Origin of the sequence: Bacillus sp. FSL K6-2944, from assembly GCF_038005385.1 — a bacterium.
GTDB lineage: Bacteria > Bacillota > Bacilli > Bacillales > Bacillaceae_G > Bacillus_A > Bacillus_A cereus.
Genome location: NZ_JBBOTE010000006.1, coordinates 14,410 through 37,284, shown reverse-complemented (window position 1 = coordinate 37,284; position 22,875 = coordinate 14,410). Strand labels below are relative to the sequence as shown.

Below are 22,875 nucleotides of genomic sequence, written 5' to 3'. Positions count from 1 at the left end.
GACTCTGTTTTTGAAGTGCTGTAATATCAGTATGTAGACAGGTGTCATAACTTAAGGTCTAAAGTTACGGGGAAATAGGAGCGATTTTTATGAAATATGGCTATGCACGCGTAAGTACATTACACCAGGACCTGGGGTCCCAAATTCAAACATTGCAAAATGAAGGCTGTGAAGAAATTTATTCTGAAAAGTTTACTGGAACAAAAACAGATCGTCCAAAGTTTCAGGAATTATTATCTATATTAAAAACAGGGGATATGCTTGTTGTGACAAAACTAGATCGTTTTGCACGTTCAACCGTTGATGCGATACATATAATTAGAACGCTATTTGAAAAAGGTGTAAAGGTTCATATACTCAATATGGGATTAGTTGAAGATACACCAACAGGTAGGCTTGTATTCAATGTAATGAGCGCATTTGCTGAATTCGAAAGAGATATGATTGTAGAACGTACGCAAGAAGGAAAAGCAATCGCAAAGCTAAATCCTAATTTTAAAGAAGGGCGGCCAAAGAAATATAATAAGAAACAAATAGAACATGCCTTATTTCTTTTACATAATCATTCCTACAAAGAAGTGGAAGAAAAAATGGGTATTTCAAAAAGTACATTAATCAGAGCAAAGAGGCAATTAAAAAAAGAGAATGCCACAGAAAGTACAGTTACATCATAGTATGAATCTCCCTATTTACTTTTAATGGGAAAAGTCCTGCGGACTAGAGCAGCTACCCTGTCACTAAGCCTAATTGAGCTGTTCTGTTGTTACGTGTTGTTTTGGTTGAGAGCTCGCATCCTTTTCAGATGGGAACGTGTCTGACTTTCCGCATCCATGTAAGATTAACAGGCAACACGTTGCCATTAGCATTCCGTATTTTTTCATCATATATTTACCTCCTGTTTTTATTTATTTATCAAACACCTATTTATGCCAGACTATAGTTTCTTACTTTGAATTAACCCTTGAAATAATGTGTAATCTTCAATCACTTGATGATAATAGGTCTCACTCCATTGTAATAACTGTTGGGAAAACTTTGGATTTTGTTTCATAAATGCCAAAGCATTTTCTGCAAAGTGATGGGGGACATATGCTGGATTATAATCCTGATCCGCCCGTGCATGCATACGAGCAAACGCTTTCGCAGCGTATTGTACAAATTCTTCTACATCCGAAAGCTTACGAAAATCTGCTGATTCAAACTCATGATACCAAGGGGATAATTTTTTTACCGAATAGGACCGTCCTTGTGTATACAAGGTACCAAGGTACGAATCGACTTTCATACCTGTTGCAAGCGTCGCTATACGCGTACGCTCTGCATGCGATGTAAACCAGCGGTTATATTCTTCTTTAGATAATTGGCCTTCTGCAAACATCGCGGGCAGTTGCTGTTCTTTTACTTCCAAAACAATATCATCTGCTGGGCCCGCTGTATCTCCTTCTAGCAAGACATAAAAAATATCTCTGCCCACACTACCGACACCTGAATTTTGTTTATGTACCACATCTTTTCGCATAAAATACCTTTCTGGCTTCTTATCAACGAAAGACCCTATACTTTTAATATACTCGTTCCATCCTTTTGTAAAATCTTCTTGTTCCTCTGTACGAAGGGGAACGAAAGAGGGATCATTTGGAAGAAAGATATGTTTTCCATTTTGCAGTAATGTAATCTTCTCAAGAAACGCCTCGTATGTATAGGACAACTTCATTTTTTCCATTTGTTCTTGGATGAGCCCATTTTTCAATTGCTCCTTACGAAGTTCCTTGTATTTTTCCATTGGATTTTCGATAATATTTTGTAATGTTGTTTGATAGATTTTTAAAAATGCGGAAGATAGTTGTTTTTGTTGTGCTTTTGATACCTTGATATAAGGCAATTCATCTGTAAATAAAAAGATACTACTCATGAAACGAAGAATATCCCAATAAAACGGGCCGATATAAGAATTCTTAAAGTCAGTGACATCAAATCGTAAAGTCCCCTCACGATCATCAAAAATAGCTACGTTTTGAGCGTGCGCGTCTCCTTCTAACCAAGTTTGAATGGGAGTGTATTGATTCCATCCAACTGGTATTGGAATAACTCCGGTTCGTAAGTCACTATAATACAAAGGTGTTGTTCCTCTATAAAAGTTGAATGGTGATTCCATCATCTTTTTATATTTGTTTGCACGAATCGTAGAATTTGGGATAAAAGCATTGGCTTCTTGCAGGTGTTTCTGCAAGTATATTTGACGCGCTTCTTTTTTTGATGCATGTTCTGTTTGTTGTTTAGAATGGGACGTATCCGGTTTACTTGTATCAAAAGAACAACCGGCTGTAGCAACTATACTGGTTGCGATACATAGGTATAAAATTCGCTTCATCACTCGCTCCTTTATTTACATGTTATTATTTACAAAAATATCCGAAACCAACTTTTTCACATGATTACATCCACACGAAAAAAGACAATATATGCCTCATGCTTATATTGCCCGTTTCTTTTTGTACCTATCAAATAAGTAGTGTAAAAAATAATATGTATTGTAGAGATATTTATTATACCGAAAAGGGTGAAAAATTATTCATACGAAAAGTTCTTTTGACAAAGGTAATTTTCGCACATTTATGAAATCGTTCTCATAAAAGAGACCTCACTTTTCGTGTAAGAATTCTTGAATATCGTCTAACTCTCTTCGAGTTGGAACCACTGATATTTGTAAAATAGGGAGCTCCCTTTCTTCTACTGGAATGGTACTGATAATCCCATCTATCCCTAACTGTTGTACATCAAAGTTGTGAATATCTAACACCTCTTCGGGTACAATGGATAAAGTAGTCCCAAATTCATGATAGAGCACACCTTGTATATATCGTTTCCATAGAATAGAATCTTCCAAATACAAGAGTACCTTTTTACGATAAGTTTGCGATAGCTGAAATGTCGCTTCTAATTGAAGGGTAATGGCTAGAATGTCTTCATCATTCGCTTTATGCAGAAAAGGGTGTTCCCTTATCCATTCTATATAAACCGAACGAACAGTTTGAAACGTTGTCCCGTGTTTCTGCTTGATTTGTTCCTGCCATTCAGACGAGGGAGAGGTAAGAGTGGGAATAAACTGGCTACGGTAAGAAATTTGTCTGATATATTGCAAGAAACAAAACAAAAATTCGTCATCTTGATGAAAAGGCATGTCAAAACTTTTTTCTAATCGTTCTACTAAATCCTGCGCATACTGATACACAGTGGCGGTTCCTTCATAAAAAAGTTGCAAAATATCTTGCTTATACTGATCGCGATTAGAAGGAACGAACATACAACAATTTACAGCGATGGTTATGAAAACTTGATCAGCTCTTGTCAATGAAACGTCGCATAAAATTGCGGAGAGCTTTTTTATTTTATGGTAGAAAGGGGTCTCCATAATTAGCGCCTCATGAATCGGCAATATTTTCATTTCATATCCTTGTTTTTTCCGTCGAATCGCAACAGCTAATAAATAGGCGAGTCGTTGTTTATAAGTGGGATAAAATTGTATATCTAGCTCTCGTTCTATTTGTGTAATATAAGAAAAGACATCTATTTCGTCAGGAAAAGGCCATTCTTCCCATCCATATGTGGCAAAGTATAACTCGTAAAACATATATACAATATGTGCTTCTACCCCCGCGATATGTAAGGGCCTCTTATGCAGCTCTAAATCAAAATAACGGAGGTACTTTTGCACACGACAGAAAATCGGAGATAAGGTAGATACTTGTACATATAACGAATCCGCTAATTGCGTTATCGTATGAACTTGTCCATGAAATAGTTGATTTAACACACGAAACTGCATATCTTCTCGCTGAAAAAAAGAATATATACTGGTTTGAGACGAATACGGTGGTTTGTGTAATTTCACCCCTTTTCCTTTCATTAGCTGGATGTACCATTCCGGTGGTAGCTGATCTTTTAAATAGTGTAAATCCCTTCGAACCGTTTTCACTGCACAATGAGCCTGTTCGGCAAGTTCGTCTAATGTATGCCACCTTGAATTTTGTAATAACATGTTGAGAATTTCTTGTTGTCGTCGATGCGTAAACATAAGCTATGTCATCCAGTCCATTCTTATAGGAATGGATGTACTCCTTTCTTTTTTGTTTAGTATACTCAAATCAGTCCAAAATACAAGTACCGGTTATCTAAGTATTTCGTATCTATGTAATTTACCTACGCCAAACGAAAAGATGCACTATCTTTTTATAACATCTTCTTGATGGAATTATCATTCCTCTTCATGTATACCCTGTTTTTTGTGCACGACCTTGTAACCTGTACGAACAAAAAAAGCGTCCTATGGACGTTCCTTTTGTTTATGACCTGTACACGCATTATAACGATAGTAAAAATATAAAAACTTGTTCAGTTCTTACCATCCTATATATCTATTTTGATAGCGATGGTACACTGTCTTCGTACATGATGTCGGCCGCACGCTTATTACGATAATTAGATGCGATATCTAAAATCTCAATATCTAACATGATATATTCTTTATCTTTTTCAATGACTGGTGATATATCTGTAACCTGATACGCTCTATTTCTCGGTAAAAGTAATTCCATTTCTCCAGAAAAATTACTTAAAGGGTCTACATATATAGCGGGAACACCTGTAGGAACATGAATTTTCATTAGAATAGGCGCATCACTAAATCCTTCAGCAGCATCTTTCACAATGCTCGTACTCATATAAGCTGGGGGTTCTGTTGCAAAGTGTGAAAAAATACAAACTCGTTTACAAAATATAGTTATGATCTAGACGGTTCTGAATAACTCCTGTAATTCATTGTACGTCGAAAAAGAAAAGTCTGGAATGATATGATCCCCTTATAGTAGACAGGAAAAAGAAAGCACATTAACCTGTTTACTATGGAGGGGATTTTTCTATGGGAAAAATTAGAGTCACTTACGATGTAGGATTTAAGAAAAAAGCTATAGATTTATATTTAAACGAAGGCATGAGCTATGAAACCGTTGCGAAAGAATTAGGTACTCATCACTCAGTTGTAAGTCGTTGGGTAAAACACTTTGAAGCTGAAGGAATCAAAGGATTAGAAGAAAAACGCGGTAAAGCGAAAGGACCAGGTATAGGAAGACCAAGAACAAAACCAGAAGATCCAGAAGCTAAGATTAAACGATTAGAAGCTGAGAATGAAATATTAAAAAAGCTCTTAGAGATGTAAAAGAAGGTATGCCAGCTATATCCAAAACGAAAAAGGTTGAAGCTATAATTGAGATGTTAGAAAAGGGGTATACGGTTACCCTATTATGTGCCGTCGTTGGTGTAACTAGAAGTGGGTATTATAAGTGGACAAAGCGGCACTTAGTGCCTTCTGAAAAACAACTAGAGGACGCTAAAATCAAGAAAAAGATATTAGAGTGTCATAAAAAGCTAAGAGGAATTTATGGATATAGAAGAGTGCAAGTGTGGCTGAAAGTCACCTATAGCCTTCATTTGAATCATAAGCGCATACAAAGATTGATGAATGAATTAGGCATCAAAGCCGGAATTAGGAAAAAAAGAGGCATATGTGATTTCAGATAACCATCTAAATAGAGACTTTCAAGCTTCAAAACCAAATGAGAAATGGGTAACGGATATAACCTACTTGATTTTCAATGGACAACGCCTGTACTTATCAGCTATTAAGGATTTGTACAACAATGAAATTGTTGCCTATGAAACCAGTCGTAGAAACGACTTAAAACTTGTGTTAGATACACTTAAAAAGGCAAAGAAAAAACGAAATGTAACGGGAATCCTCTTACATAGTGATCAAGGGTCTCAATATACATCTCGTCAATATAATCAATTACTTAAAAATATCAGATGAAAGCAAGTATGTCTCGACGAGGTAACTGTTGGGATAATGCTTGTATGGAAAACTTCTTCAGTCACTTTAAGACAGAATGCTTTCATTTATATTCCTTTCGCAAAGCAGATGAAGTTAAATTTGCCGTGCGCAAATATATACATTTTTATAATCATCAAAGATTTCAAAAGAAATTAAATAACCTGAGTCCATATAAATATAGAACTCAGGTTGCTTAGTTGCGCCTTTTAAATCCTGTCTACTTGACAGGGGTCACTGCATTCCAGACTTCTCTTTTTCGACGTACAAAGAATTACAGCGATTATTCAGAACCGCTTAAATTACAATAGTATTTTGTAAACAGACTTATGATTGCTCAAACTTTGCAACGGAACCACAAAAATTAAAAACTCACTTTTCCCTTTTAAAAGGACAAAATTAAAGTTGTTCTTAATAAAAGAGGATTAAATACGGAATATTCAAAAAATAATCCTGCTCGAAGATGCTGCTTCTACCCCTCATAGATTTTAGACAGATACAAAGATTTAGCGTAAACGCAAAATCTCTTTTTGTAATATATTTCCGATTTCTTTTAGCATGAGTGCTGGGGGACTATTTTCTACAACATGTTCACTTAAATAAACATCGAAATATGGTATGTACCCGTTTTCTTTTGGAAATACTATTTTCCCGATTTCCCCAAAGGTTTCATGGTCAAATATATAGTGAAAACTGGATTCTTCTAATTTTCTACGCACCGTTACTCCTTCAGGTAAACGTAATTTTTCACCATAAATGGCATTTGGATTTTCTATAGTGAATTTTTTTCCCAATATTTCTGAAATACGATGGTTGATTCCTACCAGAATCTCTTCCATAAGAAGAACATCCATTCCTTGCGAATGTGATTGGCAAAATAAAATAACTTCTTTTAAATTTTCATGTGCAATTATAAGTTCTTCTTTTGTAATCATGTCAATTTCTTCTTCATAGTCTATCATCATTATGAAAAGCATTTGAACATCTTCATAAATGCCGACTACAAGCGTATCTAGAACGTTTTGTGAGATAGATTTCATTGTCGTAACCACCTTTGTTTATAAATATAATTATAAAGATAATTTAATTCGAATCTTCAGCTTGTTCTTCACCGTGACCAAATAAATTTAAATATTCATCAAAAAGTCGTAGATTACAAAAACTTGATAACCTTATAATTTCATCTGTATATGTCGTATCCATTCTATATTGGTAATGTGCGCTCAATGCATTGTTTATTTGATGTAAAACCTCCAAACGCCCATTTCATAAACACATATATTCATTCTCCTTATTCAAGTGATAGCCAATTCTTTTGTCTAATTCATAATAGGGGACCCATAACGTTTTCGGCAAGACTGCATTCAAAAATCCCATTAATTGCTATATGTCTTCATTTCCTTGGGTCCAAATAATTGCTTAAAAGCAAAATCAATACGTAAATTGATGCAATTATTCATTCCGATGTCTCTCTTCTTAGCATTTCATACCTCTATCATATCAAATTTATTTCAAAAGAACGAACTGATGCAACATAACTTATCTATTCATACTGAAGGGAGACAAATAGTAGAATCCTACACTAAAAATGATTAGTAACTACTCAGCCACCTTTCGGTGTCTTTTTTAAATTTTACTAGTTTCATATGCCTCCCATTTGTAAATACTGAGTATATCAAACAGGGGAGGTGAATCTTATGGTCGATCGAAAAATTATTTTAGATACATATAAAAAAGGACCTGAAGCTGTTATTTCTTTATTTGAAGAAACATTTTCTAAGTTAGAAAAACGTATACAAGAACTAGAAAATGCTTCAAAAAAAAACTCCAAAAATAGTCATAAGCCACCTTCTACAGATGGTTTGGGTAAGCCCGTTACAAAAAGTTTGCGCAAACCGTCTCATCGTCAAACGGGTGGCCAGTTGGGCCACAAGGGACATACTCTTGGTTTGACAGCGACTCCAGATCATACGATTACACATTCTCCTACATATTGTACTTGTTGTCATACTTCCTTGAACCACGAGCCTGTAAAAGGGTATCGCATTCGCCAAGTGTATGACTTACCACCTATTCAGATCGAAGTGACAGAACATAAAGTAGAACAGAAAGAATGCCCACATTGCCATTCTATCCAAGAAGCCCAATTTCCTTCGACAGTATCTCGTCCTGTTCAATATGGTCCAAATATAAAAAGACTGATTCCCTATTTAACGCATTATCAATGCATTTCTTTGAAGCGAACAAAAGAATTCTTTCAGGATTGTTTTGGACATTCTATAAGCGAAGGAACCCTGGTAAATCATACACAGGCTTTCGCTTCTCAATTGCAGCCATTCATAAAAGAAGTAAAGGAAAAGATTCTGCAGTCTCCTGTTGTCCATTTTGATGAAACTGGTATGCGTGTAGAAAACAAAACACAATGGTTACATACTGCCAGTACACCGGAGGTGACATTGCAACATATTCATCAAAAACGTGGAAAAGAAGCAATGGATGCTGGAGAAATCTTGCCATCTTTTTCTGGAATTGCGATGCATGATGGTTGGAAATCGTATGATGCGTATACAGATTGTCGTCACGTTTTATGTAATGCCCATCTCTTACGAGATTTACAAGGAATTATAGATAGTACTGGAGAACAATGGGCACAACAGATGCAGAAATTTCTAACGCAAGCGTTGACGATGAAAAAGCAATCCGAAGGTACCATGCCAAAAGCGACGCAAAAGAATCTGTTTATTATGTATCAATCCATATTGAAAGAACAACAGATTCTTTCCACGAAACAAAAGAAGAAAGGAAAGCAGACGCCTTCTCAAAATTTATGGAATCGCTTCGTCAAGTATTCTGACAGAATTCTAGCGTTTTTAGAACATCCAGCCATTCCATTTGATAACAATCAAGCAGAACGGGATATTCGGATGACGAAAGTAAAACAGAAAGTGTCTGGGACTTTCCGAAGTAAGAAAGGCGCAGAATCTTTTTGTCAGATACGAAGCTTTATGAGTACCATGAAAAAACAAAAACAATCGGTCTTACAAGCGATAAACCAAGTCATAGAAACTAGAACGGTTCCTTGGAATAACACGACTTCATAAGAGAATTTCTCTATTTGGCATAGATTCTTTCTCTGATTGGAGTATTTTCTTTTCATGTTTTCGAATCGGAAACATGTATTTGGCCTGTTTTTTTATTTGAAGAAGCTGAGTAGTTACAATGATTATATCTGCTGTGTACGAACGATTCATACATCCAAAATCGACGATTATTTTCAATATGCAAAATTTGGTCGTTATCTAGCGAATCTCTCCAGACTTTGTACAAATCATGACGAATCAAACATTTGTTTAAAAAGAGGGGTTTCTAGCAATGTCATTTATATATGTCATAGCAAGCTCATTCTGTTATGCAAATCTCCTTGACAATCATCGCGTCTTCGTCAAATTTTGCAAAAGATGATTGGGAATACTAGGTAGGAGCTAAAGTTCCAATTACAATCCTTATATAATACGAAGAAACTCGATTGTCTTCTTTCCATATACATCTAGATTGCTGCTTTAACAAAAGAGTCGGGATGGAAAATGATTATATTTTATATACAGATGGAACTAATCCTTATAAGAGTTATACCCAAAATGCCATTCTCTTTTGCTAGAAACTACCGTTATTTTATCTATTTTGAAGGAAAACAATTCAAGAAGGACATTATTTTAGTAGCCGTTGGCTACTATTGTCGTTTTGCTTTAAGCTATCGTGACGTATCTGAAATTCTAAAAGAACGTGGTGTCTCGGTTCATCCTACAACCATCATGCGTTGGATGCATGAATATGGCAATTTGATTTATCAAATGTGGAAGAAGAAAAATAAATCAGCACACCATACTTGGCATTTGGATGAGACGTATATCAAAGTCAAAGGAAAATGGTGTTATTTATATCGCGCCATTGATAGTGACGGACATACACTAGATTTTCAACTTCGAAAAACACGTAATCATCAAGCAGCTTATTCCTTCATGAAAAGATTAGTCAAACAGTTTGGAGTCAACAGCACGATATAAGTACATCTTTTCTCCTTTGATTTTGATGTACGGTCACTTCATATTATCTTATCCATATGCTTTTCTAAGGACCTTTAGCTCAGTTGGTAAGAGCAGACGGCTCATAACCGTCCGGTCGTAGGTTCAAATCCTACAAGGTCCATCACTATTTGTATACCTTTCTTATTAGAATATATACGGGTATGGACAATCCTAATCCAGAAACAGTTACATGGATCATGGATTGAAAATGAATACATATAACAAACAGAAAAAGGTACTCCTAGGGGCACCTTTTTCTGTTTATAGAATTTTAATATATATTACTTCTCAATATATATAGAACGTATAATCGTACGTGTGTATGGATGCCCCGCTTTATTTTTCCCTTTCACATCAATTGTAAGATTGTATACCCCTGATTGCTCTATATGCTGTAACGTGGTAGATAGCGTATGTGCATCTACTTGCTGAACGCCATCAGATTGTGAAATCAGTGTACCTGTCTGATCGACAATTCGAACCGTCATAGAGACATCCTCCGCTTCAACTGGTTTTTTATCAGCAGATTGGATTTGTAATTTTGCTTGATTTGCTTTTAGCTTAGCCGGCATTTTCAAATGGAAAGGTGCTTCTTGTTGATACTGTACCATCGCTAAATAAGCATCTTTCTCTTCCGTATTCATACGTATCTTCCAGTCTCCCACTTCCATACTTTTTATTTGAAATGTATGAATAAAGGCCCCTTTAAAAAAGGTATCATCACCCGTTGTTACTACCGCATCCTGTTTGGTGTAAACCTTCCCTGATGGCGAAATAAGTTGTATCTCTACTTGTTTACGCGCAGTCAAAACCGATACAGTTCCTGATGTCAATGTATCCACAGAAAACACAGCGCGATTTTCTTGATGTGGGATCAGTTCTCCGCCTAAAACCGTTTGGTTTTCTGTCGGTCCTAACTCTGTATAGGGCTCATTCCTAGAAGGCGCGGCAGACGGTGACCATGCTGGCCCCATTTTTTTCGTTCGTAAGTAAGGTTCTATGCGAGAAAAGACGGCACTTCCCGTTCGAATTGAATCATGATCTAATGTAACATCAGAAAAAAGGTGGGCACCGTACGGCAAAGTGGTACTCCATTCACTGACAAGGCCATCGTTATTTCCATATGGTGACAAATACAATCCTCCCATAGATAAAGCAGAAAAAGTAGGCCCCCAACTGGTTCCTGCTATCGTGTAATATTGATTGGATTTTGTGGCGGGATTACTATCAATAATCGAACGAAATCGTGCCATTTCCCCGGTTTGTAACGCATACGTTCCTTCATCTTGTTGCCCTAGCAAAGAGGCAAGCCATCCCGCCCACCAACTATAGGATAAATCTGCTAGATGTGTCCCATAATGAGGGGATCCAAGTGTGATGACCTTATCCACAAAACGATGCGCCCCATATTGTACAAGAGCCGCTTGTGTATCAATGCCCCCTTTGCTATGCGCGATGATGTTGACTTTTTTTCCAAAATGTTGCGAAATGGCTTCTAATTTTTCAGCTAATAGTTTCCCATTTGTCCAAGGACTTACGGAACCTGTCCCAGCTGCATCATACAGTTGTACAAAAGCAGTTTGATAGCCAGCATCGTAGGCAAGGTCGTACATCGTATTTTTTCCATGATAGTAAGTATCTCCATACCAATCATTTGCCTTTCCGTTTTTTCCTTGCACAAATACAATCGGTGATTTGGTAGGATCTACCTGTGTAGGTGTTGCTCCCACAAACCAATCCCCTGGCCGGAATGTTTCTTTTGGTGGAAATACCTTTCCGTAATTTGGATGTGTTTCTGCAGATACAGAAGGTGCGTTATAAAAAATGAAAAATAAGAAAAGCAAAAGAAAGGATTGCAGTAGTCTTTTACAATGATTCAAATGAATACCCCCTCATGTTTTTATCTTTACATACACTTTCAAATGAAGATTACATCTTCTCGGCCCCCTTTTGTACATATAATTTCTCATGATATTCGGTCTCCAAAAGAGAAAAACCTTTTATTCTAGCCGTTTCGAGATATTTCTCAAAATACTTCCCTTATATCCGATATATAATGGGGAGACCTGGCAAGATTGTCTAGGAACATAAAAAAAGGAGGGGAAGAGGATGAAAAGTGGAACCCGAATATTGGTTACTTTCTCATTGGTTTTGCTCGGACTGCCTATCATCTTTTTAGCTTTTATTACATGGAAGCATAAAAAGCCATCCGAATCTGTAAATCTTATGATAGAAAACTCGCAAGAAAACAGATTACCATCCTATACGCCATTCCAAGTTACTACCTTCAACATTGGTTACGCAGGATTAGATGCAAAACAAGATTTCTTCATGGACGGAGGAACAGGCTCACGTTCTCGTAGTAAAGAACAAACCAAACAGAATTTACAGCACATGTCGTCCTTTTTAAAAGAAGACCATGCAGATTTTGTCTTGTTACAAGAAGTCGATATCAAAGCATTCCGTTCTTTTGATCAAAATGAATATCAATTTTTTCAACAGGAGTTATCCTACCACGCTTCTACATTCGGTTATAATTATAGGAATCCATGGGTTCCGGTTCCCTTTTTGCGTCCCATGGGATATGTGGAATCAGGACTGGCTACTTTTTCTACCTACTTCATACAACAAGCAACTCGTTTTCAATTACCAGGGAGAGAGCCTTGGCCTAAGCAACTCTTTGATTTAGATCGTGCGATGGTAGAACGCATGATCCCGGTTGAAAATGGAAAGAACTTACGAATCGTAAATCTACATGTCTCGGCATATGATGCAGGTGGGACTATCCGCAAACAACAACTGCAATACATAAAACAGTATATGCATACACAGTATCAGAAGGGGGATTATGTGATTATAGGTGGCGACTGGAATCAGCTACTGTCAGATATTCAGTTACAAGACCCCGCATTTCTAGCCGCCTGGCCCAAATAATTTCAGGTTATTCACACACCAGGACATACGCCTGAAAGTATCTCATTTCTAGTCATAGATACAAAACAGCATAATGAAACCAATGATAAACCGATAGGGATTTTTACAGGAGATTTTCTATTTGTTGGTGATGTGGGTAGACCAGATTTATTAGAAACCGCTGGGGGTATTCCACATCATGCGAAGGATAGCGCCAAAGACTTATTTCATTCGATCCAAAAAATCAAAACGATGCCGGTATACCTACAAATTTGGCCCTCCCATCGTTCTGGTAGCGCATGCGGAAAATCATTAGGCGCCATTCCCTCTTCTACAATGGGCTATGAGAAACTTTTTAATTTGGCCTTTCAAACAGAGGAACAAAATTCTCTTGTGGTGCATGTATTAAGTGGACAGCCGGAACCACCACCTTATTTTTCTAAAATGAAACGAATCAATCAAGCTGGTCCGCCGATTCGTACACAGGGTCTCATAAAAGAAATACATTCTTTCCCTGCATGGCAACAACTAGCACATACAGACCAACAAATCATTGATACAAGAGAACCAACGTTTTTTGCATCTGGTCACGTAAAGGGGTCCCTGAATATTCCTTATAACCAGTCTTTTACAACCTGGTGTGGTTGGCTCCTAGAGGATAGCCAGGACCTTATCATCGTTATCGATCCTCTGTCTGCAAATATAAACGAGGTACGGAGAGATTTGGAAGCAATTGGACTAGATCGTACGATAGCCTATATGCCTTCAAACACACTGGAAGATATAGAGTCATTAGAGACGTATGAAGAAAGAACAGTTCAAGAATTGTTTCCTCTTATACAATCGGGAACCCATCCCGTTATTGATGTTCGAAATCAATCGGAATGGAACGAGGGACATCTTCCGCATGCCAAACATATCATGCTAGAACACTTGACAGAGCATGTACAAGACATTCCAAAAGATCGTCCGATTATTGTACAGTGTCGTTCTGGTATACGTTCCGCTATTGCAGCAAGTATATTACAGAAACATGGTGTAAAGGAAGTAATGAATGTACAAGGTGGATATCTAGCATGGCTAAAGGCGGAATTCCCTATTTGTAAATAAAGAGATAGAAAAGTACAATCATCACACGAAAGAATATAGGATGAGAAGAATAGTAAAAAGGGATAGAAATCTATAAAAAACCGTTACATTTTATAATGAAACAAATATAACGGTTTTTTATGTATCATTTGAATTTGTAAATTACTCTATACGATAGCTTGATACATTATTTTCTGTGCAGTATTTCTTATCTTTCCCTTCCTTCTGTTTGATTTGCTTGGAATTCCATTTTCAAAGCAATACTATCTCCTTGGAACATATTTTGATCGTTTCCATTGTCTTCAAATATAAACTTCATCCAAAACCAATCCATTTTCCCAGGTTGTAACCCTCGTGATTCCGTCCACTTGGATGCAAATACTTTCTTTGAAACGACTTCTGATCCTTGTTCTTTTAGTTCTGCAAGGGTTGTTTCATAAACAGGGCTCTTTGCTGGGTCCCAATCCCAAAGGAATTGTACTTTTATATGCTTACCAAAATCATCTGCCTGATTATTTTTTAGAACATCGTTTACCGTATAATCTATTTTCATCACAACATCTTGAATAGCTAACGTACCACTATTTTTTAAGTTGAATTTTTTTAATATTTTATCCCCTGGTTTCAACTGATTTAAATCCAATGAAGTAGTAGGTTGCATAGCTAAATCTAATGTACCCGCCGTAAATGTGTTATTCGTTACCACTTGATCGCTAAAATAGGCATATGTTCCCCCACCGATGAAAGATAAACCAAGAGCGGCAGAAACCACTCCTACCCCTAATTTCTTTTTGAATGACATATTTTGTTCCTCCTATTCTATTTCTAATCTATGTAAGAACCCCTTGATATAGATATAGCACGAATAGAGAGAAGTTTATATGGAAAATCAAAACACAACATATTGAGAAAATTTTGTGGTCATCTAGCTTTCAGAAATGCAGCGCTATACAAAGTTACGTGTATCCCTAACATCTTGCTATTTTTCATTCTTACTCTCCATATAAATGCTTACTCACACAATTTTCTCATAAATAAATGCTAAAACATGGCATATATCCTTTATGAAAGCTATTTTTATAAAGGTAAGGGGTGAAAGAATGAGGTTTCAGAAGAGGTTTCGATGGATTTTATTTGGTGTATTTCTAGTATTACTGCTAATAGGAATGATGTACGCTTCAATATTACGAAAAGAAAATCCAAAACCGATGAAGAACGCACTACCCGTGCAAACACCAGAAACTTCGATTAAACATGCTGTTTTACAGGTACTATCGCAACAAAAAAAGACACTAGGGGAAGAACCACAGATTACAGAGACACAAGTGCAGGTGAATGTGAAGCGATTATCCAACGATGAGCACTGGGCATTTGGATCTGTAGTGATATTGGCTCCAAATGTCACAGGCGCATTTCCAGAAGGAAAACTTTTCATTGCGAAACACGCTACTACAAATTGGCAAGTCGCTTTAGAAGGGATGGATTTGTTCAGCGAACTCTCACAACAAATTCCCGATGCAATGATGAGCGCGCAAGAAAAAAAAGCATTTTCTTTACTTGGGAATGCGCAGGCCCTATCACAGAATAGACCTGAACTTCGGTTACCTTACGAAAAAGGACAATCTTGGGTGATGTCTGGCGGTCCTCATGGATGGTCAGGATCAGATAGACCCTATAGTTCTCTTGATTTATATGGCGGAGACCAACGCGTGTTAGCTGCGGGAGATGGCATCGCTTACACCATGTGCGCAAATAACAGAGGCTGGATCCGTATCTATCATGAAAATGGATATGCCACGGATTACTATCATTTGTGGAATAATATGATACCAAATGGTCAGCCAGTCCAAGAAGGAACCTTTTTAGGTTATACGGGGACGGATATATCATGTGGTGGATATGCAAGTGGTCGCCATGTGCATTTTTCCCTCTTGCAGGGCAATACGCGTATACCTTTACATGGAAAAGAACTAGGTGGCTGGGTATTCTTTGAAACCTCCCCTTATAATGGCTATGCGATGCATGGGAGTACAGTGAGATATACAGGCTATACCTTGTATAATTACGGAAAACTTCTTGCGAATCAAGGGATTGTAGATGCGAATGGAGGGCGTACAGTAAACCTTCGTACAGGCCCCGGTACGAACTATCCGGTTGTAGGTTCTCTTCATGATGGAGAGGTTGTAACGGTTTCTTGTACCGCAAATGGGGCGACATTTACTGGTCGTAAGGGGAGCACAAATAGATGGAATCAACTAACAAATGGGTATTGGATGAGTGACGCCTATCTGTATACAGGTACCAATGATGCGATAGCTTCTTCTTGTAACAAGTAGCGCATCATATATGTATGTAAAATGAAAAATTGATAGGTTCCCTTACATGGAACAACCTCCAATTTGGACGATCCCAATCATTATTTTCATTAAGATAGAACCCAGAATCTCTTCTTATACAACAAACAGAAGGTACTTTGGTATACGCCTCTGTTTGTTGTATGTATAAAGATTCTAAATTCCATAGCTAGCATACAAGTTTATAAAAAATAAAGTTCTATTTTCTATTACTTATGTTAGGAATCTTTATATTTAACGAATAGCTGCGCCATTTGGTATAGCATTTTTCATCCACTGAGGAAGCATAGCTGCCTCTGAATGAAAAGCATACTTGTTCAAGATAGACGGACTCGTAATCCAGCGTTTCATTGGTTTTCCAGTCGCATCTTTATCAAGAAAATAGATGAACGAATCCTTTTCAAACCGTACTAATCCCATATCCGGATCAATACTTCTTCCATTTGGAATCGTATGTAAGCTTTGAAATTCTAATACCCCATCCCAATTTTTAAAAATACGATTATACGTATCTGAATCTGTAATGTAACGTTTCATGCCTCTATCCACTAAATAGATGGCTGGTTTTCCTACTTCCTTTACACGATAGCCATTATAGACATATTGGTCATTTTGTAGAAATTCTTGGTTCATAGCAGTCATTTTTTCTTGACCAGCTGCATGGGCTTGCGGTGCAACAATGATACTGCAGCCAATCAAGGCAGCTAATGTAAATTTTGATAACCCTTTCATCATCTTTTCCACGCCTTTCATTTTTAATTGTAGAATGCAGACATGTAAGACATTCTCAGAAGTTCTTTCCACGCTATCTATTATATAAGAGCGTTATCATTTTGTTATAATTTTTTATGTAGAAATACAGGGAATCTATTGAGAAAATAAATAGGCATATTTCTAATCCTATATGTTCGTTTGTCTACAAAATATGAATACATACTCGTACACCATCTGTTACTGCTGAATATGAAAAGGACGAATTGTATCTATGTTTTATCAATAGCTTAAGCCCTGTTTATAATTCAGTGGGGCTTATATTTTGCAATGTTATATTCCGAAGTTCTATATTTTTACATATTTTCCCGCTTTTTTATACAGAAAATTTCTAGTATTTTATAAGTAAGCTGTTATGTAACTTATTTTGTAAGAGTAGGAAACAAAATAAGTTTTTTAGAGAGACTTTCTATAGAAGGTCTCTTTTTTTCTTTCTCATCTATGCTTCAAGAAGGAAAATACAGGAGTGTAGTTAAATACTTATAGTGGTGTCATACACCATTTTTTTAAAACCATCGAAGACAAACCGAATATATCATCTAAATGAAGAGGGAGCGGTCCGATGGAATTAGAACAAGTTGTGCGCAAATATGAAACAGATTTATTACGTTTACCTTATGTTGTAGGAGTAGGAATGGGATTTGTACAAGAAAAAGAAGTGATTCAAGTATTTGTTTCGAAAAAAGTACCACGTTCTCAATTAAAAGCAGCGGAACAAATACCTACACAATTAGAAACATACCCAACGAACATTATAGAAGTGGGGACCATTACAAATCATTACACAGGATAAGGGGGAGATTGTTATGGGAAAACATTCAAATATAAAGGTGTTGACTGTTCAGGAACAACAAGACATTCAAAAAGTGCAGCAAAGTGTAGAGGATGATTTCTTACAGTTTCGGAATGTAACAGGTATTGGAGCCGGTATTCAACAGGTAAATGGGATTATGACAGGCACACCCTCTTTACTTGTATTTGTAGATCAAAAACTACCTGTTGAAACATTGGAAACGAATCAAGTCATTCCAAAAGAAGTAAATGGAATCAAAACCGACGTCATTCAAACAGGATATCTATTTGCTGGGACTCAACAAACATTACAAGTTGATACACAAGCCCTTTCCACTCGAGTTCGCCCAGCAAAAGGAGGGTATAGCGTTGCTCATCGAAATGTGACGGCAGGTACGATTGCGACTTGCGTATATGATATATTACCGAATGGTTCTACCAATCCGCCAGCACATGGATATGGTATCCCAAATCGATACTATATACTAAGTAACAATCATGTCTTAGCGAATAGTAATAACGCGAACATAGGTGATCCTATTTTACAACCTGGCCCGATTGATGGAGGGAGCGATCCAACAGATCGGATTGCGACCTTATCAAGATTTATCCCAATTACCTTTTCTTCACAAGTACCACTTGAAAATCAAAACAATCTCGTTGATGCCGCGATTGCAGAAGCACCTTTTCATCAGATAGATCGTTCAATTCATTGGATTGGTTCTGTGCAAGGCTGGCGACGAAAACAAAATGTTACCGTCGGTACACGCGTCATGAAAACGGGACGGACCACAAATCATACACATGGCGTCATCACTGCAGTAAACGCAACCGTCGATGTAAATTACGGAAGTGGTAGGGTTGCACGGTTTCGAGATCAAATTGTCACAACCAACCTTTCTTCGGGCGGAGACTCTGGCTCTTTAATCACGACAAATGATGGTGTTGCCATTGGCTTGTTATTTGCTGGTTCAACCTCAGTTACAATCGCCAATCATATAGAACATGTACGATCGTTACTTGGCATCGAAGTGGCAGAAAACATATTATAAACCTGTTCTACCCATACGAGACCTATTCAACATCTAATCGCTATATGTTATATAATTCTTTTTCTAAAACAAATGAAAAAACGAACACCATGTAATCTTTTTCAAGGCCTTTACAAGGATTTCAAACAAAAAGTACGCCTTGGTATCAAAACCAAGGCGTACCAATCAGGATGATGAGCCAGCACATGTTTACGGAACAGGTACTCATATGCTAATTACTCCGGAACAAGATAATAATCTATCCTACTTATATATATGACAAGATAAAAAAGATGGGATTAGACTATGTACCTAGTACTTTTAATAATTCTATAGCTGCTGGAATAACGGCTCCTAAAAATGTTAACACAGCGATTGTGATGGCCATATGTATAAATCCCCTTCCCTAATAAAGAATTTTTCTCATTATAACGTTTAATAGATATAGATGCAATAGTTTTTCAACTTTTCAGAAATTATATTTTTCCTTCCATTACTTTCACAAAAAACAGTTTCGCACTACCACTCTCATTCTTTGTTCAAAGGGAATTTCGTCTTTTTATCGAATCTATACACCATACCCTGTTTAGAGGAGTGATTTTCATTGACAGAAATCGTAAAAATTGAGGAACTCAACACATTCTTGCCTTTGGCTTCTTTAGAAGCACTACCTGTGGAAGAACAAAAGATGCGACTACAATATTGGAAAGAGCACTTTTCAATCAAAGAAATCTTAGAAGGATTAGGAACCTATAAAAATAAACTCTATGATTTGTATAAAAAACATGAAATTACGACCCAAGGGCACATGCAGGCAAAACGAAAAGGAAAAGAAAAAACTACTCCCAAAGAAGATACACCTAACACTCTAGAATATACTCATTCCACCGAACCAGCTCAAACGCAAACACTCCCATCAACCATCCCAATGCAAGATGTACCCGTGATTTCAGAAACTAAACCGACAACAATTCCGTCAGCACCGATAGAGCCTTCTATTCCAGAATCCTTTCATATCCACTATACAGGCCGTAAATCAAAACAGAAAGTCATTCACCAATTACAAGCGCTCGCTACTTTGTTAGAAGAAGAATCACACGAACAATACCAGTTCTCGATCCAAATTGAAACAACATGCTTAAAATAAAAACAGACAAAGGATACAAACCACCTATAATTTTCTTAACCTTTTGTATAAAGTACAGCTTGTATGAGAAAACTGTTAATCATCCATAATATGTATTCCATTTTGAGTAGCCATTATTAGCTACTCTTTTTTTATTACTTACTGTTCACTTACAATACTTTTTCAAATGGGATATCACCATATATATTAATTAGGATGCAGAATATTTTTGTATCGTTTCTAGGACAGCTGACACAATGCTTTGCATATGTTGATGCAATTCCGTTATTTGTAGCAATAATTTTTCTCTTTTATATGTTTTCATCTCCCGCACCATTCCTACAGAAAGTCTTTTTATTTCTTGATATGATTCTGAGCTTTCAAATGCTACTGTCTCTATATATGCTAATTTCGGAAATGAATTGTGCTGTTCTTGTTTCTTGCTCTCCCATTGCTGAAATACATATTGAATCCATAGCCGGATTTCTTCTTGCATAAGTATGAATTTCTGTATTTGCTCTTCTTTTTTATTGCCCCTCATTACAGTTCACTCCATTCTATTTCCATATCAAAAACCTCTCAAAATAATTTTTTTATGTTTTATTTTGAGATCCCCTTTGTTTCTAAAACATATAGCTCATTCACCAAAGAATCATATTCTCTTCGTGTGATTTGCTTTCTATACAACTGAATTAATAACTCTTGATGTGCTTTTGAAAATGCCATTTTGTCAATCCATTTGGGATACATGCGATGCCTCTCTCCATTTCTGTTTGAACATTTTGTCACATTGCATTATTTTATCTCGATATTCAAGTTCGTTCAATTAAAAATATAATTTTTTGAAAATATCAATTTACAATTGACTTATAAGTCATTACAATAGACCTATAATATAGGAAAAAGAGGACATTAGACCTTTACAACATATAGGAGATGCATATGAATGACATGAAACTACAAGATGTTATGACCACTAACGAAGCAAGCTATCGATGGAATATTAACGAATCCACCTTACGAATGCGGATTAAAAATAGTCCTATAATCGACGAGTTAAAAACACAAGGATTAATTAAGTATTTCCTGAAACCCGGAAACAAACGTGGAGAATATTTATTCACTGTTGAAGCGATGGAACGTCTTTATGGTAAAGAAAAAAGAAGGTAATAGAAAGCCCTCAGCACCCACCAAGACTGCGAGGACTTTCCACAATATCATTTCCATTCAGAAAGGATGACAAATATGTCAAACGCTTTACAAATTAAAAATGATGAAGCTATTGTATCACATTCTGAAAGACCACAACAGACACCTCAGACGCCAAAAAATAAGCTACTTACCAAATATTACGCACTGTGTGAATGGTTTGGAATTGATGGTTGTAACGAGTCTCAACTATACTTTTTCGGTACTTTTCTTGCACCTATTATTCTATTCACAATAACGTACGTGATGGGAGGTGTCTACTATGGCTTCTAATGGAAGCATTAACAAAATTAACGTTGGGGATTATGTAACATTTTCTTACCGTCATAACTTTCTCTGCAAGTAACAGGATACATTGTAAAGGTACTTGAACATACATACTAGTATGGTAGATATTTCTGAAATGGAATCCTTTTTCCAACTTGGAATTGATGGACGCCAAGTTGTTCGACATGAGCAATATAAACCCGTTCCATTCAAATCCTGTAAAAAGTGGCACAGTGAGTATGTACCTATTTGATGTGAGCTATTCTGTGGATGGAAACAACTTTTCAAAGTCTTTTCTGCTGGCTGAGTCGGGAGATGGATTTGAACTCCAACAACAGTTGCAAACCTTGCTGGAACAAGAACACGTTGCACCTGTATACATGATGGAAACAGATTTGGAAGAACTATAACCGATCATACAGCATACACAAAAAAAGAGGTGAAAATATTGATTAGTTTTCTCATAAGTGGTTCTGTTGTCTTATTCTTGGCTGGTGTTTTATTTACATTTCTAAAAAAAGGATTATCTATTTTTTCTAAATGCGCACTGATCGGATTAAAATTATACGGTATCATATTTGTAGGTGTCCTCATCACGTATGTATTCTATTGCTTTCACTATTATGCGCAATAAGGAGGCGTTTTTTTGAAAATTAGTGCCTATACACTTTCTTATACCATCGTAGCACCAAGTGGAGAAATATACCCGACACAAGAAGTAGTCATGTATACAGCCTCACAAGAGCGTGCGATTCAATTACTAGATGATGAAATGCAGCGAAGATTAGGGAAGGGATACAATCGACATATCTCTTGTACAAATCAAGAAAAAGAAGAACACGAACCCATCCAACTGTCCCTTTTCTAACGATAAAAACCCTTCAGGTCGTTAGCTTACCTGAAGGGAAAAATCGAAACAAATGCCTCCTGCTTGTAGGCATTTGCTATGGGTGTTCAATATAATGGAATATACGGAACACCTTGATTGTATCATATACTCATATAGAGGAATACTGGAAAATTCATCATGTGTTCCTACACAAAATCCCCTTGGAATCGCATGAAACATGCATGTGATTCTCAAGGGGATTCCCTTTACACACCTCGCTACTACTCTCTTATTCTATAGCCATTCCGTTGCCAAGACTGTGTGCTTTGCTACGCTTACCTATACTAAAAAAAGAGCAGGCATACCATACAACGTCAGTATTGTGTGCCTGCTATACATAGGGATTTTGATTTTTGTTGAAGCTACTATGAAAAAAGTGAAACATGTTAAACTCCGCATATTGGAAGTCATATTAATTGATCTTCCTTATTATACAGCAAATATCGACAGGATGACAGAGAAAAC

Annotated in this window: 24 protein-coding genes, 1 tRNA gene and 1 pseudogene; 18 read left to right on the top strand and 8 right to left on the bottom strand. The window is 36.7% G+C overall.

Going from position 1 to position 22,875, the window contains the following annotated elements; translation table 11 throughout:
* The first annotated feature begins 89 nt into the window (after nucleotides 1-89).
* On the top strand, nucleotides 90-674 hold the full coding sequence (locus MHH55_RS33305) for a recombinase family protein (RefSeq protein ID WP_078187806.1): 585 nt from the start codon (nucleotides 90-92) through the stop codon (nucleotides 672-674).
* Between the two features lie 260 nt (nucleotides 675-934).
* Here the strand turns inward: MHH55_RS33305 and MHH55_RS33300 are convergent, their stop codons facing one another.
* The 3 genes from MHH55_RS33300 to MHH55_RS33290 all read right to left on the bottom strand — a co-directional run bounded on the left by MHH55_RS33300 (nucleotide 935) and on the right by MHH55_RS33290 (nucleotide 4,721).
* Entirely contained in the window at nucleotides 935-2,371 is a 1,437-nt protein-coding gene (locus tag MHH55_RS33300) for a DUF2252 family protein (protein WP_078187804.1), read from the bottom strand.
* Between the two features lie 270 nt (nucleotides 2,372-2,641).
* A complete protein-coding gene (locus MHH55_RS33295) occupies nucleotides 2,642-4,075 on the bottom strand; it encodes a BglG family transcription antiterminator (RefSeq protein WP_078187802.1) in 1,434 nt (477 codons plus the stop codon).
* Nucleotides 4,076-4,415: 340 nt separating this feature from the next.
* On the bottom strand, nucleotides 4,416-4,721 hold the full coding sequence (locus MHH55_RS33290) for an ADP-ribosyltransferase (RefSeq protein ID WP_078187800.1): 306 nt from the start codon (nucleotides 4,719-4,721) through the stop codon (nucleotides 4,416-4,418).
* A gap of 197 nt (nucleotides 4,722-4,918) precedes the next feature.
* On the opposite strand from MHH55_RS33290, the gene MHH55_RS33285 reads away from it, so the two are divergent.
* The 4 genes from MHH55_RS33285 to MHH55_RS36625 are packed head-to-tail and all read left to right on the top strand — an operon-like array spanning nucleotide 4,919 to nucleotide 6,084.
* Nucleotides 4,919-5,215: a transposase gene (locus MHH55_RS33285; RefSeq protein WP_078187798.1), complete on the top strand. Its 297-nt coding sequence runs from the start codon at nucleotides 4,919-4,921 to the stop codon at nucleotides 5,213-5,215.
* Nucleotides 5,216-5,223: 8 nt separating this feature from the next.
* Entirely contained in the window at nucleotides 5,224-5,577 is a 354-nt protein-coding gene (locus MHH55_RS36630) for an IS3 family transposase (protein WP_139362535.1), read from the top strand.
* On the top strand, nucleotides 5,564-5,866 hold the full coding sequence (locus MHH55_RS33280) for a DDE-type integrase/transposase/recombinase (RefSeq protein ID WP_139362534.1): 303 nt from the start codon (nucleotides 5,564-5,566) through the stop codon (nucleotides 5,864-5,866). Before MHH55_RS36630 ends, MHH55_RS33280 begins: the two co-directional genes overlap by 14 nt.
* Nucleotides 5,863-6,084: an IS3 family transposase gene (locus MHH55_RS36625; protein ID WP_078187797.1), complete on the top strand. Its 222-nt coding sequence runs from the start codon at nucleotides 5,863-5,865 to the stop codon at nucleotides 6,082-6,084. Before MHH55_RS33280 ends, MHH55_RS36625 begins: the two co-directional genes overlap by 4 nt.
* A gap of 306 nt (nucleotides 6,085-6,390) precedes the next feature.
* Here MHH55_RS36625 and MHH55_RS33275 read toward each other — a convergent pair whose 3' ends face one another.
* Nucleotides 6,391-6,924 (bottom strand): hypothetical protein, encoded by a 534-nt coding sequence (locus MHH55_RS33275; protein WP_327947290.1) that lies wholly within the window; start codon nucleotides 6,922-6,924, stop codon nucleotides 6,391-6,393.
* A 657-nt stretch (nucleotides 6,925-7,581) separates the two neighbouring features.
* Here MHH55_RS33275 and tnpC point away from each other — a divergent pair.
* From tnpC to MHH55_RS33260, 3 genes and pseudogenes are all read left to right on the top strand, one after another.
* Entirely contained in the window at nucleotides 7,582-8,985 is a 1,404-nt protein-coding gene (gene tnpC / locus MHH55_RS33270; protein ID WP_100910632.1) for an IS66 family transposase, read from the top strand.
* Nucleotides 8,986-9,522: 537 nt separating this feature from the next.
* A pseudogene (locus MHH55_RS33265) lies at nucleotides 9,523-9,930 on the top strand (IS6 family transposase); the annotation flags it as partial.
* Between the two features lie 86 nt (nucleotides 9,931-10,016).
* A tRNA-Ile gene (locus MHH55_RS33260) sits at nucleotides 10,017-10,090 on the top strand.
* Between the two features lie 160 nt (nucleotides 10,091-10,250).
* On the opposite strand, the gene MHH55_RS33255 is transcribed toward MHH55_RS33260, so the two are convergent.
* Nucleotides 10,251-11,849, bottom strand: a complete 1,599-nt coding sequence (locus MHH55_RS33255) for an esterase/lipase family protein (RefSeq protein ID WP_078187562.1) — start codon at nucleotides 11,847-11,849, stop codon at nucleotides 10,251-10,253.
* Between the two features lie 265 nt (nucleotides 11,850-12,114).
* Here MHH55_RS33255 and MHH55_RS33250 point away from each other — a divergent pair, with 265 nt between their 5' ends.
* The gene (locus MHH55_RS33250) at nucleotides 12,115-12,903 is read left to right on the top strand and encodes an endonuclease/exonuclease/phosphatase family protein (protein WP_139362517.1); all 789 of its coding nucleotides are present in this window, start codon (nucleotides 12,115-12,117) and stop codon (nucleotides 12,901-12,903) included.
* Between the two features lie 132 nt (nucleotides 12,904-13,035).
* Complete coding sequence (locus MHH55_RS33245; RefSeq protein ID WP_340882326.1) at nucleotides 13,036-13,992, top strand: rhodanese-like domain-containing protein; 957 nt, start codon at nucleotides 13,036-13,038, stop codon at nucleotides 13,990-13,992.
* 187 nt (nucleotides 13,993-14,179) lie between these two features.
* Here MHH55_RS33245 and MHH55_RS33240 read toward each other — a convergent pair whose 3' ends face one another.
* Entirely contained in the window at nucleotides 14,180-14,773 is a 594-nt protein-coding gene (locus tag MHH55_RS33240; protein WP_086387979.1) for a TasA family protein, read from the bottom strand.
* A gap of 298 nt (nucleotides 14,774-15,071) precedes the next feature.
* On the opposite strand from MHH55_RS33240, the gene MHH55_RS33235 reads away from it, so the two are divergent.
* On the top strand, nucleotides 15,072-16,307 hold the full coding sequence (locus MHH55_RS33235; RefSeq protein WP_340882322.1) for a peptidoglycan DD-metalloendopeptidase family protein: 1,236 nt from the start codon (nucleotides 15,072-15,074) through the stop codon (nucleotides 16,305-16,307).
* A 252-nt stretch (nucleotides 16,308-16,559) separates the two neighbouring features.
* Here MHH55_RS33235 and MHH55_RS33230 read toward each other — a convergent pair whose 3' ends face one another.
* A complete protein-coding gene (locus tag MHH55_RS33230; RefSeq protein ID WP_254849782.1) occupies nucleotides 16,560-17,060 on the bottom strand; it encodes a hypothetical protein in 501 nt (166 codons plus the stop codon).
* A 598-nt stretch (nucleotides 17,061-17,658) separates the two neighbouring features.
* Here MHH55_RS33230 and MHH55_RS33225 point away from each other — a divergent pair.
* The 3 genes from MHH55_RS33225 (at nucleotide 17,659) to MHH55_RS33215 (ending at nucleotide 20,066) form a co-directional block, all read left to right on the top strand.
* A complete protein-coding gene (locus MHH55_RS33225; protein ID WP_065486461.1) occupies nucleotides 17,659-17,889 on the top strand; it encodes a hypothetical protein in 231 nt (76 codons plus the stop codon).
* Between the two features lie 13 nt (nucleotides 17,890-17,902).
* Nucleotides 17,903-18,940 carry a hypothetical protein gene (locus tag MHH55_RS33220; RefSeq protein ID WP_078187567.1) on the top strand — a complete coding sequence of 346 codons (1,038 nt, stop codon included), beginning with the start codon at nucleotides 17,903-17,905 and terminating at the stop codon, nucleotides 18,938-18,940.
* A 583-nt stretch (nucleotides 18,941-19,523) separates the two neighbouring features.
* On the top strand, nucleotides 19,524-20,066 hold the full coding sequence (locus MHH55_RS33215) for a hypothetical protein (protein WP_000136353.1): 543 nt from the start codon (nucleotides 19,524-19,526) through the stop codon (nucleotides 20,064-20,066).
* Between the two features lie 190 nt (nucleotides 20,067-20,256).
* Here the strand turns inward: MHH55_RS33215 and MHH55_RS33210 are convergent, their stop codons facing one another.
* Nucleotides 20,257-20,586 carry a hypothetical protein gene (locus MHH55_RS33210; RefSeq protein ID WP_065486456.1) on the bottom strand — a complete coding sequence of 110 codons (330 nt, stop codon included), beginning with the start codon at nucleotides 20,584-20,586 and terminating at the stop codon, nucleotides 20,257-20,259.
* 401 nt (nucleotides 20,587-20,987) lie between these two features.
* Between MHH55_RS33210 and MHH55_RS33205 the strand changes: the two genes are divergently transcribed.
* The 4 genes from MHH55_RS33205 to MHH55_RS33190 all read left to right on the top strand — a co-directional run bounded on the left by MHH55_RS33205 (nucleotide 20,988) and on the right by MHH55_RS33190 (nucleotide 22,389).
* A complete protein-coding gene (locus MHH55_RS33205; protein ID WP_078188141.1) occupies nucleotides 20,988-21,215 on the top strand; it encodes a helix-turn-helix domain-containing protein in 228 nt (75 codons plus the stop codon).
* Between the two features lie 75 nt (nucleotides 21,216-21,290).
* The gene (locus MHH55_RS33200; RefSeq protein ID WP_078188140.1) at nucleotides 21,291-21,527 is read left to right on the top strand and encodes a hypothetical protein; all 237 of its coding nucleotides are present in this window, start codon (nucleotides 21,291-21,293) and stop codon (nucleotides 21,525-21,527) included.
* A 179-nt stretch (nucleotides 21,528-21,706) separates the two neighbouring features.
* A complete protein-coding gene (locus MHH55_RS33195; protein ID WP_340882319.1) occupies nucleotides 21,707-21,931 on the top strand; it encodes a hypothetical protein in 225 nt (74 codons plus the stop codon).
* A gap of 236 nt (nucleotides 21,932-22,167) precedes the next feature.
* On the top strand, nucleotides 22,168-22,389 hold the full coding sequence (locus tag MHH55_RS33190) for a hypothetical protein (RefSeq protein ID WP_065486452.1): 222 nt from the start codon (nucleotides 22,168-22,170) through the stop codon (nucleotides 22,387-22,389).
* Nucleotides 22,390-22,875 lie beyond the last annotated feature (486 nt).

Coding starts and splice junctions, on each gene's coding strand:
- MHH55_RS33210 (WP_065486456.1), bottom strand. CDS start 20,586: ATGAGGGGCAATAAAAAAGAAGAGCAAATACAGAAATTCATACTTATG.
- MHH55_RS33235 (WP_340882322.1), top strand. CDS start 15,072: ATGAGGTTTCAGAAGAGGTTTCGATGGATTTTATTTGGTGTATTTCTA.
- MHH55_RS33195 (WP_340882319.1), top strand. CDS start 21,707: ATGAGCAATATAAACCCGTTCCATTCAAATCCTGTAAAAAGTGGCACA.
- MHH55_RS33300 (WP_078187804.1), bottom strand. CDS start 2,371: ATGAAGCGAATTTTATACCTATGTATCGCAACCAGTATAGTTGCTACA.
- MHH55_RS33225 (WP_065486461.1), top strand. CDS start 17,659: ATGGAATTAGAACAAGTTGTGCGCAAATATGAAACAGATTTATTACGT.
- MHH55_RS36630 (WP_139362535.1), top strand. CDS start 5,224: ATGCCAGCTATATCCAAAACGAAAAAGGTTGAAGCTATAATTGAGATG.
- MHH55_RS33275 (WP_327947290.1), bottom strand. CDS start 6,924: ATGAAATCTATCTCACAAAACGTTCTAGATACGCTTGTAGTCGGCATT.
- MHH55_RS33290 (WP_078187800.1), bottom strand. CDS start 4,721: ATGAGTACGAGCATTGTGAAAGATGCTGCTGAAGGATTTAGTGATGCG.
- MHH55_RS33220 (WP_078187567.1), top strand. CDS start 17,903: ATGGGAAAACATTCAAATATAAAGGTGTTGACTGTTCAGGAACAACAA.
- MHH55_RS33205 (WP_078188141.1), top strand. CDS start 20,988: ATGAATGACATGAAACTACAAGATGTTATGACCACTAACGAAGCAAGC.
- MHH55_RS33305 (WP_078187806.1), top strand. CDS start 90: ATGAAATATGGCTATGCACGCGTAAGTACATTACACCAGGACCTGGGG.
- MHH55_RS33295 (WP_078187802.1), bottom strand. CDS start 4,075: ATGTTTACGCATCGACGACAACAAGAAATTCTCAACATGTTATTACAA.
- MHH55_RS33240 (WP_086387979.1), bottom strand. CDS start 14,773: ATGTCATTCAAAAAGAAATTAGGGGTAGGAGTGGTTTCTGCCGCTCTT.
- MHH55_RS33200 (WP_078188140.1), top strand. CDS start 21,291: ATGTCAAACGCTTTACAAATTAAAAATGATGAAGCTATTGTATCACAT.
- MHH55_RS33230 (WP_254849782.1), bottom strand. CDS start 17,060: ATGATGAAAGGGTTATCAAAATTTACATTAGCTGCCTTGATTGGCTGC.
- MHH55_RS36625 (WP_078187797.1), top strand. CDS start 5,863: ATGAAAGCAAGTATGTCTCGACGAGGTAACTGTTGGGATAATGCTTGT.
- MHH55_RS33285 (WP_078187798.1), top strand. CDS start 4,919: ATGGGAAAAATTAGAGTCACTTACGATGTAGGATTTAAGAAAAAAGCT.
- tnpC (WP_100910632.1), top strand. CDS start 7,582: ATGGTCGATCGAAAAATTATTTTAGATACATATAAAAAAGGACCTGAA.